Source organism: Agrobacterium larrymoorei (assembly GCF_013322225.1).
Lineage (GTDB): Bacteria > Pseudomonadota > Alphaproteobacteria > Rhizobiales > Rhizobiaceae > Agrobacterium > Agrobacterium larrymoorei_A.
On record NZ_JAAMFB010000022.1, the window covers coordinates 55,912 to 74,071 of the forward strand.

General features: G+C 55.8%; 13 protein-coding genes. 5 read left to right on the forward strand and 8 right to left on the reverse strand.

Going from position 1 to position 18,160, the window contains the following annotated elements; translation table 11 throughout:
• Positions 1 to 17: 17 nt before the first annotated feature.
• Both G6L28_RS13655 and G6L28_RS13660 read right to left on the reverse strand, forming a co-directional pair.
• Positions 18 to 2,531 carry a methyl-accepting chemotaxis protein gene (locus tag G6L28_RS13655; protein WP_174064378.1) on the reverse strand — a complete coding sequence of 838 codons (2,514 nt, stop codon included), beginning with the start codon at positions 2,529 to 2,531 and terminating at the stop codon, positions 18 to 20.
• A gap of 189 nt (positions 2,532 to 2,720) precedes the next feature.
• Positions 2,721 to 3,782 carry an alpha/beta hydrolase family protein gene (locus G6L28_RS13660; RefSeq protein ID WP_174064379.1) on the reverse strand — a complete coding sequence of 354 codons (1,062 nt, stop codon included), beginning with the start codon at positions 3,780 to 3,782 and terminating at the stop codon, positions 2,721 to 2,723.
• Positions 3,783 to 3,970: 188 nt separating this feature from the next.
• On the opposite strand from G6L28_RS13660, the gene G6L28_RS13665 reads away from it, so the two are divergent.
• On the forward strand, positions 3,971 to 5,062 hold the full coding sequence (locus tag G6L28_RS13665; RefSeq protein ID WP_174064380.1) for a helix-turn-helix domain-containing protein: 1,092 nt from the start codon (positions 3,971 to 3,973) through the stop codon (positions 5,060 to 5,062).
• Here G6L28_RS13665 and G6L28_RS13670 read toward each other — a convergent pair whose 3' ends face one another.
• From G6L28_RS13670 to G6L28_RS13680, 3 genes are all read right to left on the reverse strand, one after another.
• A complete protein-coding gene (locus tag G6L28_RS13670; RefSeq protein WP_174064381.1) occupies positions 5,063 to 6,166 on the reverse strand; it encodes a TRAP transporter substrate-binding protein in 1,104 nt (367 codons plus the stop codon).
• Positions 6,167 to 6,378: 212 nt separating this feature from the next.
• Positions 6,379 to 6,861 (reverse strand): truncated hemoglobin, encoded by a 483-nt coding sequence (locus G6L28_RS13675; protein ID WP_174064382.1) that lies wholly within the window; start codon positions 6,859 to 6,861, stop codon positions 6,379 to 6,381.
• Between the two features lie 244 nt (positions 6,862 to 7,105).
• Positions 7,106 to 8,638 carry a YifB family Mg chelatase-like AAA ATPase gene (locus G6L28_RS13680; RefSeq protein WP_174064383.1) on the reverse strand — a complete coding sequence of 511 codons (1,533 nt, stop codon included), beginning with the start codon at positions 8,636 to 8,638 and terminating at the stop codon, positions 7,106 to 7,108.
• 354 nt (positions 8,639 to 8,992) lie between these two features.
• Between G6L28_RS13680 and G6L28_RS13685 the strand changes: the two genes are divergently transcribed.
• The 4 genes from G6L28_RS13685 (at position 8,993) to G6L28_RS13700 (ending at position 14,860) form a co-directional block, all read left to right on the forward strand.
• The gene (locus G6L28_RS13685) at positions 8,993 to 11,989 is read left to right on the forward strand and encodes a hypothetical protein (protein WP_174064384.1); all 2,997 of its coding nucleotides are present in this window, start codon (positions 8,993 to 8,995) and stop codon (positions 11,987 to 11,989) included.
• Between the two features lie 176 nt (positions 11,990 to 12,165).
• Positions 12,166 to 13,716 carry a cryptochrome/photolyase family protein gene (locus G6L28_RS13690; RefSeq protein ID WP_174064385.1) on the forward strand — a complete coding sequence of 517 codons (1,551 nt, stop codon included), beginning with the start codon at positions 12,166 to 12,168 and terminating at the stop codon, positions 13,714 to 13,716.
• Positions 13,716 to 14,429 (forward strand): SDR family NAD(P)-dependent oxidoreductase, encoded by a 714-nt coding sequence (locus G6L28_RS13695; RefSeq protein ID WP_234902571.1) that lies wholly within the window; start codon positions 13,716 to 13,718, stop codon positions 14,427 to 14,429. Before G6L28_RS13690 ends, G6L28_RS13695 begins: the two co-directional genes overlap by 1 nt.
• 149 nt (positions 14,430 to 14,578) lie before the next feature.
• On the forward strand, positions 14,579 to 14,860 hold the full coding sequence (locus G6L28_RS13700) for a hypothetical protein (RefSeq protein WP_174064386.1): 282 nt from the start codon (positions 14,579 to 14,581) through the stop codon (positions 14,858 to 14,860).
• Between the two features lie 28 nt (positions 14,861 to 14,888).
• Here G6L28_RS13700 and gshB read toward each other — a convergent pair whose 3' ends face one another.
• From gshB to repC, 3 genes are all read right to left on the reverse strand, one after another.
• Positions 14,889 to 15,845, reverse strand: coding sequence for a glutathione synthase (gshB, locus tag G6L28_RS13705; RefSeq protein WP_174064387.1), 957 nt, complete (start codon positions 15,843 to 15,845; stop codon positions 14,889 to 14,891).
• A gap of 149 nt (positions 15,846 to 15,994) precedes the next feature.
• Complete coding sequence (locus tag G6L28_RS13710; RefSeq protein WP_174064388.1) at positions 15,995 to 16,609, reverse strand: biliverdin-producing heme oxygenase; 615 nt, start codon at positions 16,607 to 16,609, stop codon at positions 15,995 to 15,997.
• 106 nt (positions 16,610 to 16,715) lie between these two features.
• Positions 16,716 to 17,990 carry a plasmid replication protein RepC gene (gene repC / locus G6L28_RS13715; RefSeq protein ID WP_174064389.1) on the reverse strand — a complete coding sequence of 425 codons (1,275 nt, stop codon included), beginning with the start codon at positions 17,988 to 17,990 and terminating at the stop codon, positions 16,716 to 16,718.
• Between the last annotated feature and the right edge of the window lie 170 nt (positions 17,991 to 18,160).

Consider the following 18,160-nt stretch of genomic DNA (forward strand, 5'->3'; position numbering starts at 1 on the left):
GATTCTTGTCTTTATGATCAGGCAGCTACGCGTCTGACACCATGATCGCCGTAAGACGCCGACAGCTTGAACTGCTCCAGCAGTTGTAGCAGCTGATCCGTCTCGTCATTCAACTGCTGGCTGGCGGCGCTCGTTTCTTCCACCATCGCCGCATTTTGCTGCGTCAGCAAATCAACTTCACCGACAGAACTGTTGATCTGCTGCATTGCCACCGACTGGTCCTGCGATGCCTGTGTGATCTGCTGCACATGTTCGCTGACGTGCGAAATCTTCGTGCCGATCTGTTCCAGCGCCTGGCCGGTCTGGTTGACGAGGCTTGATCCGGCAGACACTTCGCTTGTGGAGACAGCAATCAGTTCGCGGATTTCCTTTGCAGCGGAAGCAGAACGCTGGGCAAGCTCACGAACCTCATGCGCCACGACCGCAAAGCCCTTACCCGCCTCGCCCGCACGCGCGGCCTCGACACCGGCGTTCAGTGCCAGAAGATTGGTCTGGAACGAGATGGAATCGATGACCTCAGTAATATTGCCGATGGTCTGCGAGGCATGTTCGATGCGCTGCATGGCGGCAATCGCATTGCGGACGATGACGAGCGAATCTTCGGTATTGCGCCGCGTATCGTCAACGATGCCGTTTGCGGCCCGCGCCCGATCCACGGCGTTGCGCATATTGTTGTTGACGTCGTCCACGGCGGCAGCCGTTTCTTCCAGAGATGCAGCCTGACGTTCCGTGCGACGGGCGAGATCGTTGGCGGATGCCGACATTTGCCTAACGTTTCCGCGAATGGCCCCGACATTCTCCTGAATGCCGCCGATGGTCTGGCGCAGGCGCAGCATCGACTGGTTGAAGTCCACGCGCAACTGTTCCAGCTGCCCATTGAACGGCGTGTCGATGGTGGTCGATATATCGCCAGCCGACAGACGTTCCAGGCCGCCCGCCAGTGCATTGACCGCAAACTGTATCTGGCGATCCAGTTCCTTGCGCTCGGCTTCATTGAGCTGGCGCTGCTCTTCGGCCGCGGCCCGCTGCTCCTGTGTCGCCGCTTCCAGGCGGACGCGCTGCTCGGCATTTTCCTTGAACACTTCAAGCGCACGGGCCATGTCGCCGATTTCATCGTGGCGGCTCTTCGCGTCGAGCGGAATGTCGATATCGCCCTTGGCCAGCCGCTTCATCGCATTGACGATGCCAAGGATCGGACCCTTGAAGGTCATGACGAGACCGATACCAGCGAAGATGGCGATGAGGACGCCGACGATCATAGCCGACAGCGAAATACCATCCGCCTTGCCCCGTTCGCTGTCCGCAGCCGCGCGTTGCGTTTCCGCAAAGGCCGTCAGATCGCTCCAGACGCGACCGATTTCGTCTTCTGCCGATTTGAAGGCAACCGTGCGCTGTTGCGACATTGCCAGAAGCTCGGTCGCGGACTTGTCCAGCGCAGTGGCCAATCCATCGATGACACCAGCACTTGTGCGAGCACTATCCGACACCGTTTTATCTTCGATCATCGCGCCCGCGGACACATTTAGCCGGAAGGCCGCATCGCGGAATTTTTCAAGTGCCTGTTTCGTGGGCGCGGCAACGTAGCCTGCCATTTCCAGCTGAAGATTTTTTGCATCATCGCCGATCTGACGCGCATTCGCGAGGAATGTGGTCGCACTTTCGATCGGCTGATCCAGCTGGCCAAAAACTTCCGTCGCCTGGCGCGATTTGACCGTTGCAAAACCCTGAAGTCGAATGGTGGCGGGACGCATGACATTGACTGCCCGGTCGATGGCGCCCACGGTCGCGTCGTTGACGACGCCAATGTCGAGTTGCTCGCGAATCTGCCGGACACTGTCGGTTATCTGGTCGATCACGACCTTCTGGTCGATTGTGGCCAGCGCAGCAAGGTCCTTGCCGGTCGTCTCCAGATCTGCAATCGCCATCTTCACGACGTTGACCTTCTCATCCGGCGCGGTGACACGGTTGAAATCGGTCACCACCGTGGCAATGAGAGTTGCTCCCCGGTTCAGCTTGTCTGCCTCTCGAAGCATGGCTTTCGCCTTGGTCTCGCCGGTTTGCAGCGTATTCCTGATATTCGTCGCATTGGCGAGAAGACCGGTCAGCTCCGTGTTGATGGTGGCAAGATCGGCAGTCATGCTGCTGCGCAGCGCCTGCTCTTTCTGGTGGCTGGACCACAACTCATCAACCTGTGTCCCGATGACGTCCGTGCCCTGGACAGCATCGCGTATCTGACCCGAGTTATCGCCTCCAATCGATTTCAGAACCGTAACCTGTTCGTCCAGCTGCTTGTGAAGCTCGGTTCTACTTTCCTCATTCGTATTGGCGAGAAAAGACGTCATGCTGGCATAGACGCCCTTGAATCCAGTCAGGGATTGCAGCACGCCATTTGAAATATCCATACGGCTTTGCAAGATATTCGACGTGTACAGCCCTGAAAGCCCAACTGCCAGAATACTTGCGACGAATGGCGCGATGAAGATGATGACTTTCGTCTGTATCTTAAAGCGCGCGAGTAGATTATCGATCATCATTAGTTCCCCAAGGCCCGATTTTCATTCTTATCGTTGACTGTCTAAATGATTGTCTTGACCAAACTTTTTGCAATCGAGGTTTGAAAAAACTGTTAAGAAACCTGACATCGACCGTCATAATCTGAAAAGCTGTCGGACCGGAGGACGCAGCCCCGGTCCACATCTTCGAGATCGCGATTTGAAATGTTAATGCGTCGCTTTCAGACTGCGCTGAAATGCATTGACGATGGTATGGGTAAGTTCGGCATGAATATCCGACCGTTCCCGACCGGTGGGCTCGCAGATTGGATCGATCTCCCCAACCGATTTCAGGAATGCCGAAGCACCTTCCTTGCACACCGGTAGAAAGCTGAAGTGATCGGAGTCATCGACCTGTACATAGGTTGCGCCCGGCACCCTTTTCGACAATTCATCAGAAAGCACCGATACCGGTATCTTGCCGACACTGCCGAGATTGATGAAGCTTAGCGGTATATCGATCCCTGCAAGACTTTCGCCGGTGAAAGCAACCTCCAGACCCGGATCGACCAATACGGCGGTGCGAATGCGCGGATCATGATTGGATTGCTCGAAACGAGGCCTATCGACCGTGCGCAAATCCAGCTTGGGCACATCGACGGGCTTACCATCCTTGTACCCGCGCTCGCCCGCGAACCATCGGCAATCCATCGAGTTTGCATAGTCTATGCAATATTGCACATAGGCGTCGAGGCTGGCGCGCGCGCCAGCAAGCTCCATGGCTGTCGTACCGCCGAGCGAGAAGCCGAGCACGCCGATGCGGCTCTCATCGATGGAACCGCTCCACTCCGCATTCGTGGTCAGCGAGGTAACGATAGTCGAAATGTCATCGGTCCGCTCCCAGATCTTCGGCGTGTCCTGCGGCGTGGAATCGCCGCTGGTGGTGCCGGGATGGTTGGGGGCGATGACCAGAAATCCATTCTCGGCAAGTGCCGTTGCGATCCATGCCATGCTGTTTCCACGCGCACCGGAACCGTGGGAAAGAAGTACCACCGGCAGCGGACCTGGTTCGATGGCGGCGTCTTTGCCGGCACTCGTGCCTTCGAAAATTCTGTTTTCCCCGACCATAATGTCATCTCCACCACCGGAGGATGGATACCACATCGTCACGTCAAGGTTCGCGCCTCGGGCAGTGGACGCTATGGAGATTTCGCGGGTGCCGACACTCTGGCTGGCAAAAGCCGCCTGCGCCGTCAGTAGAAATGCAGTGGTGAAAAGGATGTTACGCATGAAAGCCTCGTTGTGTTGGAGAAAACGAGGTTGAAAGTTGCTCTGGCGATCTTTTTTCTCGTCCTGAAACGCATTTGAGGTCGTCGCGGATAGCGATCCGGTCCAAGAACGCTCATAGCTGTCGCGGTCTCTCGGGTTGAGTGACATGAGAATGCGCATGCCCCAGGCATTTCATCGGGATTGATTTCGTGCTGTTTGTACCCCTGCCCTTCGTCGCCGCGCTACTTCTGTTAATGATGCTCGCATCCATCATCCGGGCCAATGGGCAAGGTAGGGCAAATCGCCCGTTTCTGGCACTGCTTGCGCTGAGCAGCCTGCAATCGACAATCGTTGGCCTGCGGTGGGGTTACGGCATCGACTGGCTGCGATTTGCGCTGCCGGTGATGGCGTCTTTCCTGCCACCACTTACATATTCCAGCTTCCGAAGCCTGATGGGCAATTCGGCGCAGCACGCAACTCTTCGCGTTGTGGCCATCATCGCACCACCGTTCCTGATCTTGGCGCTGCTGGTCACCTATCCCTTCGCCATCGACTTTGCGCTGGTGCTGCTTTTCATCGGCTATGCCATCGCCATCCTGATGCTGGGCCGCCGTGGGCCCGATAGCCTGGAAGACGCGCAGTTTGCCAGCGTCGCCTCCGTTCATCGTGCGCTTTATCTGGCTGCGGCAGCACTTTGCCTCTCGGCCTGTTTCGATGTCCTGGTCCTGCTCGATTTCGAATGGGCGCAGGGCGAAAATGCGGGTGTCATCATCAGCAATGGCAATCTCCTCGGGCTACTGCTGATCGGGCTGACAGCATGGGTCGCGGGCGACAGCAAGCCGGAGATCACGTCCAACGATGCCAGCGACGAACCTGCGGCGGCAACCGCCACCACGGAGGATCGCGAAATCCTTCTCCGCCTGGACGAGATGATGACGACAAAGAAAATCTTCCGCGAGAAGAACCTGAACCTGACACGGCTTGCTCGCAGAATGGGTCTCCCAAGCAGGCAGATTTCCAACGCCATCAATCGGGCGACGGGCGGGAACGTCTCGCAATATGTCAATCAGTTGCGTGTGCGGGAAGCCTGCCGCCTGTTGGACGAGACGGATCAGTCCGTAACCGCAATCATGCTGGAAAGCGGCTTTCAAACGAAGTCGAATTTCAACCGCGAATTTCGCCGCGTTACCGGCATGACTCCGATGGCGTGGCGGGAGCGGGAAGTCTGGAAACTCGTTGCCGCAAACAAGGACGGCCACCCGCAGAACCGGATGGCCGCTGAAGTCCTGCCAAACAGTTGATTACAGCGTGCCGTTTCGCTGCTGGATCATCATGTAGGTGTCATAGGTATATTCGGCGATTTGCGCCCAGAGATAGGCGTCTTTCTTGAATGCCTGCTGGCTTTCGTAAATCTTCTTGAAGTTCTCGTTCACGGAGGAAATTTCCGCATAGGTCTCGACCGCCGCCTTGTGGCAGACGTCGAGAATTTCCTGGCTGAACGGACGAAGGATCGCGCCCTGTGCAACAAGTTCCTTCAGCGCCTTCGGGTTCTGGGCATCGTAACGCTCGAGCATGGAGGCGCTTCCCACCGCGCAGGCGTCTTTCAGAATGCGCTTGTAGTTTTCCGGCAGGCTGTTGAACTTTTCGAGGTTGACGAATGCATGGCAGGCTGGACCGCCTTCCCACCATGCCGGATAGTAGTAATATTTCGCGACTTTGTAGAAGCCGAGCTTCTGGTCGTCATAAGGACCGACGAATTCAGTGGCGTCGATCGTTCCCTTCTCCAGCGCCGCGTAGACATCGCCGCCCGCGATCTGCTGCGGCGTGACGCCCACCTTCTGCATGACCTGTCCGGTCAGGCCCGCGATGCGCATCTTCAGGCCCTTCAGGTCGTCGATGGTGTTGATTTCCTTGCGGAACCAGCCGCCCATCTGGGCACCCGTATTGCCGAGCAGGATGGAGTAGATGTTGTGTTTGGCAAGAAACTCGTTCAGCAAATCGTTGCCGCCAGCCTGATTGAACCATGCGTTGGTCTGGCGCGCGTTGAGACCAAATGGAACGGATGTGCCAAGCGCAAATGTCGGGTCCTTGCCCACATAATAATAGGAGCATGTATGCGCCATCTCGACCGTACCGGCCGTAACGGCATCGGCAGCCTGAAGGGCAGGCACGATCTCGCCGCCAGCGAAATGCTGGATCGTGAAGTTACCGCCGGACGCTTCCTTGACGTGATCCGCGACGATCTGACCGGCACCGAAAAGGATATCGAGACCCTTGGTGAAGGATGAGGTCATGCGCCAGGTGATTTTCGGATTTTCCTGCGCGATGGCGGGTGCAGCCAGCACGGTTGCGGTGACGCCCGCGCCTGCAGCGCCAGCCTTGCGAATAAACGATCTGCGATCCATTTCGATTTGCCTTGAATGTAAGAATCCTAAGGCGAACCGCTTGGTACGCCTCCCCGAGAATTACTAACCACGTCTGATTTCAGCCTTCAAGACAATGTTGGTTATATTTCGTCGACGCTGTTTATTTTCGAAGCCATATACTTAAACGCCGAAGCTATGTCCGTGCAGGACACGGCACAACTCTTCAACGCCCACGGATGTTTCCCGAAAAATCAGTTCGAACTATCAAGCCTTTGCGCCACCCTTGGGTCGTCCAACGCAGGATTATAAAAAAGGGCCAATGTCAGGCTTCTGGCTATTCGTTGCGCTGTTGCCATGAACCAGTCGTACGCTTGCCTGCTCGGCGCAATATCGTCCAGCGTAGCCGAAAACAGTTCGAGCCACTGCGGAAAGAGGTCGTCAGTCATCCCCTGCACACCGACATGGGCCTGAACCGGTTTGCCGCCATAGGCCCCTGTCTTGAAGGCGACGGCAGACCAGAAGCTCTTCATCTTTGTCATATGCTCTGGCCAGCGCACTGAAAGGCGGCTTTCGAACACCGGCCCAAGTGTTCGATGATCGCGAATGCGCTCGTAAAATGTCTCTACCAACAGATCGATGAAAGGCGCATCGATGCCGATAGTCTCCATGTCTGCCAAGGCACGTCGCTGGATATCGGCATTATGGGCAGCTCTGGCCTGAATGTCTTCGGTCACGTTTTTCTCATGCTTAATGCTTCAAGGAGAAAGACACCTGCTGCAACCGGAGCATCCAGGCATCTCCTTCAGGGCTATATCTATGCCTGTTCGGCGACATTGCAGAGCGGCGATGTTGGCGGGTCAGGCAACAGCGAGCAGGATTAGAGCGTTTTCGCGCTGATTGGAACCGCGCAAACCGCGCCATGCCTGCGTCATCATCGCGCCACTCCGGGTATCTCACCTTATCCCGAATGCCTTGGCTTCAAGCTGCTGAAGACAGGCGATCTCCGGCTATGCGATAGGAGATCGCTTCGGCAAGATGAATCCGGCCGACGGTGGACTTCTCCTCAAGATCGGCCAAAGTCCGTGCCACCTTCAGAATGCGATGATAGCCGCGCGCCGAGAACTTCAATTTTTCCGCGGCGTCGCGCAGCAATTGCAAACCGCTTGCATCCGGCTCAGCGAATTTTTCGATCAACGCTGTCGAACAGCGGGCATTGGTGCGAATGGTGTTGAAACCGGCAGCGGCATAACGCTCTTCCTGCCGTGCCCTTGCCAGGGCCACGCGTCTTGCAACATCGGCGCTTGCCTCCGATGCCGAGGGACGAATGAGGTCTGCTGCGGACACCGCCGGAACTTCGATGCGGATGTCGATGCGATCCATCAACGGGCCGGAAATGCGCGCCTGATAATCCGAAACGCAACGCGGGCCTCTGGCACAGGTAAAGCCAGGTTCGCCCGCCATTCCGCATTTGCAGGGGTTCATCGCCGCCACGAGCTGGATTTCGGCGGGATAGCTGACGCGATGATTGGCCCGTGCAATCACGCATTCGCCGGTCTCCAGCGGCTGGCGCAATGCGTCCAGTACCTGGGGCGTAAACTCGGGGAACTCGTCGAGAAACAGGATGCCATGGTGCGCAAGAGATGCCTCGCCGGGTTTTGCACGTAACCCGCCACCGACCAGAGCCGCCATCGTCGCGGAATGATGCGGCGTGCGGAAAGGTCTGCGATCAGAAAGCTTGCCGCCAGAAAGCTGCCCGGCGATGGAATGAACCATGGAAACTTCCAGCAGCTCGGCTGCTGACAGCGGCGGCAGAATGGATGGAAGACGGGAGGCCAGCATCGATTTTCCCGATCCGGGCGGGCCGACCATGATCAGGTTATGCCCTCCTGCTGCGGCAACCTCGAGCGCCCGCTTTGCACTTTCCTGACCCTTGATATCCGCAAGATCGGGAAGGTTGACAGGGTTGGCCCGGATGGCTGGAACCGGACGAGCGAGACGTTGCGTACCACGGAAGTGGTTTGCGAGTGCAATCAGGCTGCGTGGCGCCAGTATGTCTATCTCGGAGCCTGCCCAGGCCGCCTCTGCGCCGCTGTCGAAGGGGCATATCAACCCCTTCTCCTGCGTGTTCGCACTTATGGCCGCGGGAAGCGCGCCGGCAACCGGCCCAATCGTGCCATCCAGATTGAGCTCGCCAAGCACCACATAATTGTCCAGTGCGCCCGCTGGAATGGCACCAAGCGCTGCCATCAGGCCAAGGGCAATCGGAAGATCGAAGTGCGATCCCTCTTTGGGGAGATCGGCAGGCGCGAGATTGACGGTGACCCTTTTTGCAGGAAGCGCAAGACCGGATGCGTGCAACGCCGCCTGCACCCGCTCACGGCTTTCCGCCACCGCCTTGTCCGGCAGGCCGACGATCTGGATACCGACCTTGCCAGGAGCGACCATGACCTGAACTTCGACAGGAACGCCCTCTATGCCCTGAAACGCTATCGTCCTGACGCGCGCCACCATCTCATGCCCTCAATCATCCCATCGCCCAAAGCCGGACTGCTGGTACAACCTTTCATACCGGGCGGAATAAAACAAGAACATTCGGTGTGAAACCGCATCTTATAGCTGTAAAAATATACACCAAGCAAACACTACACACCCAAGACGCAGCGCGAAGCCAGTCCGTGAGCAGAAATTATAGTCTAGTTTAAATATTAAATTTCAATTTAAGCTTAAAAACTAATTAATATCGCAGAAAAAAAGTTCAATTGCGATACAATCCAACATCAATTAGCATGACATCGAGATATTCATTCGAATACCCTTATAAAGTATTGATTGAAGCATGATTTATTCTAATCAGGGATCGATTGCATGGCCGAGCTTTCAAAAACAAATTTTACAACTTCAAATACGATCGACGTTGCGAGCATTCTGGACCAGCGCTCTGGCAAAAACGATGCCAACCCTCAAAAAGGCGGGCAAGAGACTGGCGTAATGGGTCGCCGAGCCATCTCGCCATTTTCAGCAGACGTCGTTGTCGATGGCGCCAAAGGCGAAGAAAAAGCGCCATCCGGCATACTGCTCAGCCTTACGGCAGAACCGGCATCGGATGCGCTTATCGCCAAAATCTCTGCCCCGGACCCTTCCCAGCGAACCACGGGCGAAGTCGAGGGACGTATCATCGGTTATGACGACAAGTTCAATCCGATCACAGAGGATCAGTACAAGGCTTCAATCCCACCAAACAAGCTTCAGCAGCAGCCAGTCGACAATACGGAGGGCTTTGCTGACGTCAGCGATCTGATCAATAAATTCACCAGCGACGCGCGGCTGAGTAATGAGTTCTACCATTACCTTGTCGACAAATATGAAGGTGCTGCACGCCCCTCCGAAGGCACGGACGTCTATGTCAATCCGCAGAACTACACGCCCGAACAGAAGATGGCGCGCTACACCGATCTCCTGAAGCTTCAGGGGCAGTGGGCGCAATACAAGCAATATCGTTCCACGGAAAACTCCTCCGAATATCTTATGATCAGGAACGAGCGGGAGGTGGACAAGGATGTAGACGAGGCCATCACCACACTTCTCGAAGATCCGGAAGTCGCCGCCGCGCTGACCAGCGAATATCTGCGAGGATTCAACGAAATCCTTTCGGGCAAGAGATTTCAGGAGGACGGGGATAAATACGATGCAGCCTACGACTCCTCGCTCAGCGCGATGCGGAGCACGCTCGAGGGCGAATTCGACGCCAAGATCGCCAATGGTGGAATATTTGCCGATGGTCAGAGCAGAGGCCTCAACGAAAACACGATACTGACAAAGTACAACACAGCTCTCAAAGCCTATGCGGCTGTGCTGTCTTCGGACTTTATCGAAAGCCGTCAGGACGCTACCCAGAAAGCCTATGACGAATTCTACAGCGCCAAGGTGTCCCCGCTTCTGCCGGACACCGGTGACGCCTTGAAAGAGCTGACCTATCTCACCAACCGCTCAGCGCTCTCGCCAGAGCAGCTCGACACCATAGGTCTTGTAACGCCAACGGTGGATGGCAAAACCTTTGTCGACCTCGGCTTAGGTCTCAAGGCGGAAAGGTTCGACGAACATCTGGCCATGACGGACGTCGATGACAAGACCCGGGCGGAAATCAAAAGCCTTGGTCTCGAGGGGCGCATCAAAAGCGATACGCTGGATGCCGTATACCTGCCGACCGCCGTTACCATTGCCAATCAGGTCATCGGCACCTCGCCTTCGAAAAAAGCAGAACGTGCGGAATTCATCGAAAAGCTCCTCACGGAAATGCGGGGTTTGTCGGGCAAGCTCGAGGGCGGCTTCGACGAGAACTCCCTTTCAGCGGCGGTCGACAAGATCGGAAGCGACCTGACCGCCGGGAAAGGCCCACTGGCCAAATACGCCGACGAGATCGTCACTGCGCTGGGCGGCATGGTTCGAGGCACAGTCATCGCGGACAATCTTTTGCTGAACGGCCTTGGAAGGGCTGCGGTCGGCGGCGCCCGTTTCGAACTTCAGGATATGCAGGCGATGATTGCCTTGGGAACCGGTTATGCCGGCAAGGGAATGGCCGAAAATTCGCCTGCGGTTTCCACAGCAGGCGGTACGGCCACCGATCAGGCGGGCATTGCGAAGAAGGTTTTCGGTACGGAAAGCCGGATGTGGGATTCCAGCCTGTTACAGCGGTACGGCGCTGAGGGATTGAAAAAATACTCCGACAAGATGGTCGGCGACTTCCAAGAAAAATTGCCGGATAACAACGTTTCGGGCGTCGTGTACGATCTTTTCCAGCTCACGAGCGTGGTCGAGGAACAGCTCATAAAGCCACTGGCAAGATCGATTTCCGAAGGGCTTTTCGCTGGCAATCCAGAAGAGCTGGCGCGCTCCGAAACCAACGTCTTCAATCTGATGCACAATGTCTGGTCCAGCATAAAGCCGGGTGGCAGCGTAGAACGCATTTTCAAACAGGTGCAGGATCTGGTGAGTGCCTCCGGCGGCGCGTTCAATGAAGGAACGGTCAGTATCGATGCACAGCGAAAGGCATTCTCGAAGTGGAGCGCCGCATTCCTGGTGGGTACGCGAACAATCGCCGGGGGCTTCCTGAACGCCGATAACCTCAATCCTTCCACCATCGCCGGGATCACCCTTCATGCAACTCAAGGCGCTGCATACGCACTCGATCTGACGCAGATGACCATCAAGGATCCGGTCGTCGACGCCCGAACGCTATTCAAAATAGGTGAATATGCCGATGCGGCAAAAAAGGTCGGACGGGATGTCGCTGGAACTTTGGGGGGATCTTTAAGCGCGCTTGTCGACATCGCATGGCTGCCGGTCGACATCTACTCCTTCATCCGCGGACTGAGGAGCGGAAGTTTCGATACCACCGAGAAAGTTCTTCAGGGCGTAATGCTGGCATCGGACGTGGGCGTTGCCGTCGATGCCACCTTGTCTCTCGCAAGAACGCTGGTGCCAGCCACGACGCTTCAACTCAGTCGTTTTGCGACACTCTTCACCGGTACAGGCGGCGCACTGATGTCGGCCCTTGGCGGCGCATTCAATCTTCTGAACGCCGGTATTCTTATTGGAATGGGCATCTATCAGAACATTAAGGAAGGCGAACGCGCCGAGAGGCTGACGAGAAGCATGGACGACAACCTGTGGGCACTCACGAGAAACAGCGTCAGCCAGCATCTTGACTACTATCCCGACCCCGGCTTTCCCGAAGCAAACTGGACGACGAGTTCGCGTTTCAAAAAGCTGCTCGAGGAACGGTATTACAAGGAAGACATCACGCCGATGGACTGGGCAGCAGTGCGCGAGGCAAACCGCCAGCGCCACACGCAAGCCGCCTGATCGAAAGCCTCCTTCGTGACATAAGCCAGGCCCACCGTCGGTCCGTTCCAGAAATCGCCATCCGTAGGCCGGGATATTCGCGCCACGGATGGCCGCGCGTTCTTCGTGAGTTCACGGCTCTTTATCTTCGCTCGTCCCTGTGGGAACAGATGGAGTATCGCTGGCGTTGAGCGGCCATGACCAGCGACCAACCGAACCTGATCTTCATTCTTGGAGATCAATTATCACATTCGATATCGAGCCTGGACGGCGCAGTGCCCGGTCGCGACGTCGTGCTGATGTGTGAAGTGGCGGAAGAAACCACCTATGTCCGGCATCATTGCAAGAAGATCATTCTCATCCTTTCTGCCATGCGCCATTTCGCTGACGAACTGCGCGGGCGCGGCTACAAGGTGCGTTACATAAAGCTCGATGCCCCGGAGAATAGCGGTTCTTTCACAGGCGAATTGCAGCGAGCGGTCGCAGAGATAGAGCCTCTGCGTATCCTCGTCACCGAACCTGGCGAATGGCGTGTTCTTCAATCCATCAATCAATGGGCGCGCATTACTCAAACACCCGTCGAGGTCAGAACTGACCATCGTTTCATTTGCGCAAAGGACGAGTTCGAAAGGTGGGCTTCGGGGCGGCAGCAATTGACGATGGAGTTCTTCTATCGGGAAATGCGCCGAAAGACCTTGCTCTTGATGGAAGGCGACAAACCGGTCGGCGGCAAATGGAACTTCGACGCCGAAAACAGGAAGCCCGCCAAACCGGACCTTTTCCGCCCTGCCCATCCCCGCTTCAAGCCGGATGCAGTGACCAAGGACGTCATCGAACTTGTAGACCGCCGATTTCACGATCACATGGGAAGCGGTGCTGGCTTCGGTTTCGCGGTTACGCGGAATGATGCGGAAAAGGCGGCCGATGCATTTCTGACCGATTTTCTTCCAGGTTTCGGCGAAACGCAGGACGCCATGCTGCAAGGCGATCCCTTCCTCAACCACTCGCTGCTATCTTTCTACATCAATCTCGGCCTTCTCGATCCGCTTGATCTGTGCCGTGCGGCGGAACGCGCGTTTCTGGAAGGGCGTGCTCCGCTCAATGCGGTAGAAGGTTTCATCCGCCAGATCATCGGGTGGCGGGAATATATGCGCGGCATCTACTGGCTGTTCATGCCGGATTATGGAGACCGCAATTTCTTTGAGGCTTCACGCCCACTGCCCGACTTCTTTTGGAGTGGAAAAACCCGGATGAACTGTCTCGCCACCGTCATCGGTGAGACTATAGAACACGCCTATGCCCATCATATCCAGCGTCTGATGGTCACCGGTAACTTCGCCCTTCTGGCCGGGCTTGATCCGCGCGCCGTGCATGAATGGTATCTGGAAGTTTATGCGGATGCGTTCGAATGGGTGGAAATGCCGAATGTAATCGGTATGAGCCAGTTTGCCGACGGTGGTCTTCTTGGCTCCAAACCTTATGCCGCAAGCGGCGCCTATATTTCCAGAATGTCGGACTATTGCACCGGTTGCCATTACGACGTGCGAAAGAAGACCGGTGAAGGTGCCTGCCCTTTCAATTCGCTTTACTGGGATTTCCTCGCCCGGCACCAGAAGAAGCTTGGCGGAAACCGACGGCTGGCGCAGGTATATGCCTCATGGCAGCGAATGGACACCGCGCAAAAGCAGGATTACCGCCAAACCGCAAAGACGTTTCTCCAAAAGCTGGATGAAGGAGCGCCTGTCTGATGCCGGATGAAGCCGTTTTCACCATGACTTCTCTGCCTATAGGCTACCGCGCCTTGGTTATCGGTGCCAGCGGCGGCATAGGATCTAGCGTCGCGGATATGATTGGACAAGATCCGCGATGCGGCTCGCTCCAGCGTCTTTCGAGACTAGCAGATGGTCTGGATGTGACCGACGAACAGAGCGTTTCCGATGCAGCTCACAAGATCGAAGGCGATCTGCATCTGATCTTCTGCGCAACGGGAGCCCTCACCATCGACGGTGTCGGACCGGAAAAATCTCTCAAGCAGATTTCCCCGGAAGCAATGATGAAGCAGTTCGCCCTCAATGCGGTTGGCACTGCACTCCTGCTCAAGCATTTTTCTTCGAAACTGTGCCGTCGAGAGCGCAGCCTTCTTGCTGTTCTTTCGGCCCGCGTCGGCTCGATTGGCGATAACCGGCTTGGCGGATGGATGTCCTATCGGGCATCGAAAGCAGCACTGAACCAGATCGTTCGTACGGCTTCCGTGGAAATCGCCCGGACTCACCCCGCCTCTGTTGTAGTATCACTGCATCCCGGCACCGTCGCAACGCCGTTAACACAGGATTATGCGTCCGGGCGGGAGCGCATGCAGCCGGTTGAAAGCACCCGCAGGATGTTATCGGTTCTGAACGCGTTGGAAGCGGCACAAACGGGCCATTTCTTTGCTTACGACGGCACCCCGATCGAGTGGTAGATCGCCGTCTTCACCGCCATGCAATGGTTTCATGTCAGCCCTTACTTGTCCATTTCGGGTACCGTCCCCATCTCCAATGCAACCACATCAACGACAACGTAGCCTTTCACCGTCGCGCGAGCGCGGGATGGGCGCTTGCGGAGGATAAAATGCAGTCAGAGGCAAAATCTCTTTATGACATGGACTTCAATGAGCGGACCGCGATGTTCGACACGGTTTCCGAGGCATTGGACAATGCGGCCGACCATGCCTTCGAACTGGGCGAATTCCGCCTCGTGGATAATTTCAGGTCCGTTTCCAGCATGTTGCAGGGTGAAGCCGGCAAGCTTGCCACGCAGGATCTGCGGTCCATGGAAATGCTTCTGAGACAAGCGGTGACACTGCTGCAGCTTTATATGGAACGACCGGAGCAGCGCCCACTCCTGCACTGAGGCCGTGCGAGCGCATTGTCCGCTCCGCTCAGCCTTGGGCCTCGCGCTTGCGCTCAATGGCATCCCAAAGAAGGCTTGCCACATCGGCACCGCCGAATTTCTTGACTTCGCGAATGCCTGTGGGAGACGTGACGTTGATTTCCGTCATATAGTCGCCGATAACATCTATACCCACGAAGAGGAAGCCACGTTCTCGCAGTGCTGGTCCGATACGGCCGCAAATCTCTCTTTCACGCGCGGTTAGTTCCGTGGGCTCCGGGCGCCCTCCCGCATGCATGTTGGATCGGGCATCGTTTTCAGCCGGGACACGGTTGATTGCGCCCACCGGCTCGCCATCGACCAGCAGAATGCGCTTGTCACCCTTGCGGACATCCGGCAGGTATTGCTGGGCGATATAGGGTTCACGGAACATCTGGCCGAACATTTCGAGAAGCGACGAGAAATTGCGGTCATCGCGCGTCGAATGGAACACACCTGCCCCGCCGTTGCCATAGAGCGGCTTCAGGATGATATCGCCCATTTCCTGCCGGAAACGCGCAATTTCGGACCCATCCTTGGTAATCAGGGTTGCGGGCATCAAATCCGCAAACTCCGTGACGAAGATTTTCTCCGGCGAGTTACGCACCCAGGCCGGGTCGTTCACCACCAGCGTCTTTGGGTGAATACGTTCCAGAAGATGCGTCGAGGTGATGTAGGCCATGTCGAATGGCGGATCCTGGCGCAGATGGATAACGTCCATGGTCGAGAGGTCGACCCGCTCCGGTGCGGACAGGGAATAGTGGTCGCCCTTGATATCGCGCAGCTCCATCTGTTCGACGGTCGCGTAAATCTTTCCATCGCGCATGGAAAGCCGGTCGGGCGTGTAGTGGAACAGGCGGTAACCCCGCGCCTGCGCTTCAAGACTGATCGCAAAGGTGGAGTCCCCGGCAATATTGATGCTGGAGACATGATCCATCTGGATCGCGACATTCTTGATTTTCGCCATGCGAAGTCCCTTTTTAAAAACCTGAATGATGTAGGACAGGCAAACTTCAATGGCAACTGTAGTGAAGTGGCGAACCTATGAGTTTTATTGAACTATTCGATGCCAGAGGCATCCAGCCCGCCACGTCGTCATGTTTCAGGTGGAAAAGTTCAGGCCATCAAGCGCTTGGCATAGTCATGCACGGCGTTGAAGGCGGCTTCTGCTCCAGCGATGACGCGCCCTTCTTCATCGGGCGTGAGTTCGATCTCATCCATCGCAGCGGTGAAGGTTCTCCAGTGCAAACCGCGACCTTCCGGCGCCCCTGCCAGGTGCCGTGCACCGAATGTTTCGCCAAGGCCGAGCTTTGCGGCATCTTTCAGAAGAAACGCGGCTCCAAGGTTTGAGCCTTCAACGACATAGAGCCAGCCCAACGCCTCTGGAAGATCAAAATCAACATTGTTTGCGCTGAAATGTGCGTCAGATACAGCGGGCGTTTCAAGCGAAAGATCCGCAAGATCCTGTTCGATGAAGCCCAGACGGCGGCGGCCCTTCAAATCCGGTAGCAGCTTGTCCAGCGTGTCATTGGAGAAGAAAGCGTCCAAGTCCCTATGAAACAGATACTGTGTCTGTACGAACTTCCCGAAATTTTCCCGGCTTTCGAAAGGCTTCAACGACATGATGAACCCATCGAGCAGCTTATGCGCCTGGCTTGTTGCAGCCCTCAGTCGCTTGGTGCGACTCGGTTCGACTGTGTTGCTGTCGACGGTCAAATTTGCTGTACCCATAAATTATGCCCCTTCAGATATAGTCGCCTGCACATAGAAATCTTTCCTTTCTTAGTCAAATTTAATCGCTCTACGTACGCGTCTATTTCTCGGGGATTGCATAGTCTCAGCTCACGCCCGGGAGATGCCTCGCAGCCATTTTCGATCTCAGAAGCGCCATGAGCATGGGCCGCATCGAAAACTCATTGGTTTTCTGCCGCTGTGTAAGGCTTCTGAGGTATCCGCCAGCCGATTTTATGTCGATGGATCGTTCCAGTATGCAAGCTATGGTTGTTAATGTTCCTTTTGTACCCATTACCTTTTCAGCTTCGTCATAAGCAGACTGGCTGATGGAAAGCATGGTTTTGACCACATTCACCGCAACTTTCATGTCCTGCCAGCTGCGAATAGCGCATTTTGGGCCATAGGCTTCGATTTCAGGGCATGCCTGGAGAACCGTCTGAAGATCATAACCTTCTTCGCTGATGGGTGTAACAGGTGTCTGTGGAGATATTTTCTGCTTTAACCGGTCGTTTACACCTTCTTGAGCATGGTCGTCTTCGGCGGATGCAGAGGTAAAAGTTGTTTCTGCAACATGAGCCGCTTCAAGAATGGATTCGGATTCTGAATTCTGTATAAGCCGCTCATTTTGATAGGCATTGGCGCTTAATTTTTGGATTTCTGCGTGATTTTGCAACTGGTTAGCCAGGGCAGAGCGAATCTCGTCCAATTCTTCCAGAATAAGAGCCAGATGCGGAGCCTTTGTTTTACGATCAAGATGTGAAATGACGGTTCGATATCTACTTTCATGAGTTTGGCAGGATTGTTCGCCATGCTCTGATTGGAGCAGTTCGATGAATTTGAAGATGTCGCGTCGGCAAATGGTGATCTTCTCTCTTAGCCGCTGCAAACGAAGCCGCTCCTCTACAATCACCGCTGCCATTTCCTGAAGTTCTTCGGTGCGGGCAATGAGGGGAGCCAGCGAAAAACCATAGGCGTCGCTGATTCCGCCTGCCCTGTCCTTGCGGGCATAACGCTTACCGTTTGGGCTGTCTTTCCGGATGATCAAACCGGCGTCGACCAAGGCGCAGAGGTGCCGTCTAAGTGTCTGCTCCGCCATGCCATGGGCTCGAAGGGAAAGCTGCTGATTGGACGGAAACACGACAAGCCCGTTTTCTTCCGACAGCTCCGACTTTGGGTAGAAGCTGATCAGTGCGTTGAGAACTGCCAGAGAACGGTCTGATATACCGAGCGATGGCCGTGCTTCGCAGACGGTGCGAAATAGCTTCCACTTGTCGATAGATCGCGCAGGATCGATGGTCTTCGACGCGAACTGACGGGCAAGAAGGCCAAAAGAAACCCCTCGCCGCCCGAAAGGCGTCGTTACAATATCGCTATTCATGTCTCTCACCTTCAAAAAGGCAAAAGAAAATCGCTCACCGAAAAGAATTCGATGCCAAGACTCTTGACTATGATTCGCGGAAATGAGATTCTTCGGGTGCTTAAATCAAAGAAAGGCTTCCGCGCGGCAACGTTCGGGGGCTTTTTTCTTTTGGGCTTCGTGCTCCTGTA

What these genes read in the sequence shown, in the direction of transcription:
- G6L28_RS13655 (WP_174064378.1), bottom strand. Translation starts at nt 2,531, where the DNA reads ATGATCGATAATCTACTCGCGCGCTTTAAGATACAGACGAAAGTCATC.
- G6L28_RS13660 (WP_174064379.1), bottom strand. Translation starts at nt 3,782, where the DNA reads ATGCGTAACATCCTTTTCACCACTGCATTTCTACTGACGGCGCAGGCG.
- G6L28_RS13670 (WP_174064381.1), bottom strand. Translation starts at nt 6,166, where the DNA reads ATGGATCGCAGATCGTTTATTCGCAAGGCTGGCGCTGCAGGCGCGGGC.
- G6L28_RS13680 (WP_174064383.1), bottom strand. Translation starts at nt 8,638, where the DNA reads ATGGTGGCGCGCGTCAGGACGATAGCGTTTCAGGGCATAGAGGGCGTT.
- G6L28_RS13685 (WP_174064384.1), top strand. Translation starts at nt 8,993, where the DNA reads ATGGCCGAGCTTTCAAAAACAAATTTTACAACTTCAAATACGATCGAC.
- G6L28_RS13690 (WP_174064385.1), top strand. Translation starts at nt 12,166, where the DNA reads ATGACCAGCGACCAACCGAACCTGATCTTCATTCTTGGAGATCAATTA.
- G6L28_RS13695 (WP_234902571.1), top strand. Translation starts at nt 13,716, where the DNA reads ATGCCGGATGAAGCCGTTTTCACCATGACTTCTCTGCCTATAGGCTAC.
- G6L28_RS13700 (WP_174064386.1), top strand. Translation starts at nt 14,579, where the DNA reads ATGCAGTCAGAGGCAAAATCTCTTTATGACATGGACTTCAATGAGCGG.
- gshB (WP_174064387.1), bottom strand. Translation starts at nt 15,845, where the DNA reads ATGGCGAAAATCAAGAATGTCGCGATCCAGATGGATCATGTCTCCAGC.
- G6L28_RS13710 (WP_174064388.1), bottom strand. Translation starts at nt 16,609, where the DNA reads ATGGGTACAGCAAATTTGACCGTCGACAGCAACACAGTCGAACCGAGT.
- repC (WP_174064389.1), bottom strand. Translation starts at nt 17,990, where the DNA reads ATGAATAGCGATATTGTAACGACGCCTTTCGGGCGGCGAGGGGTTTCT.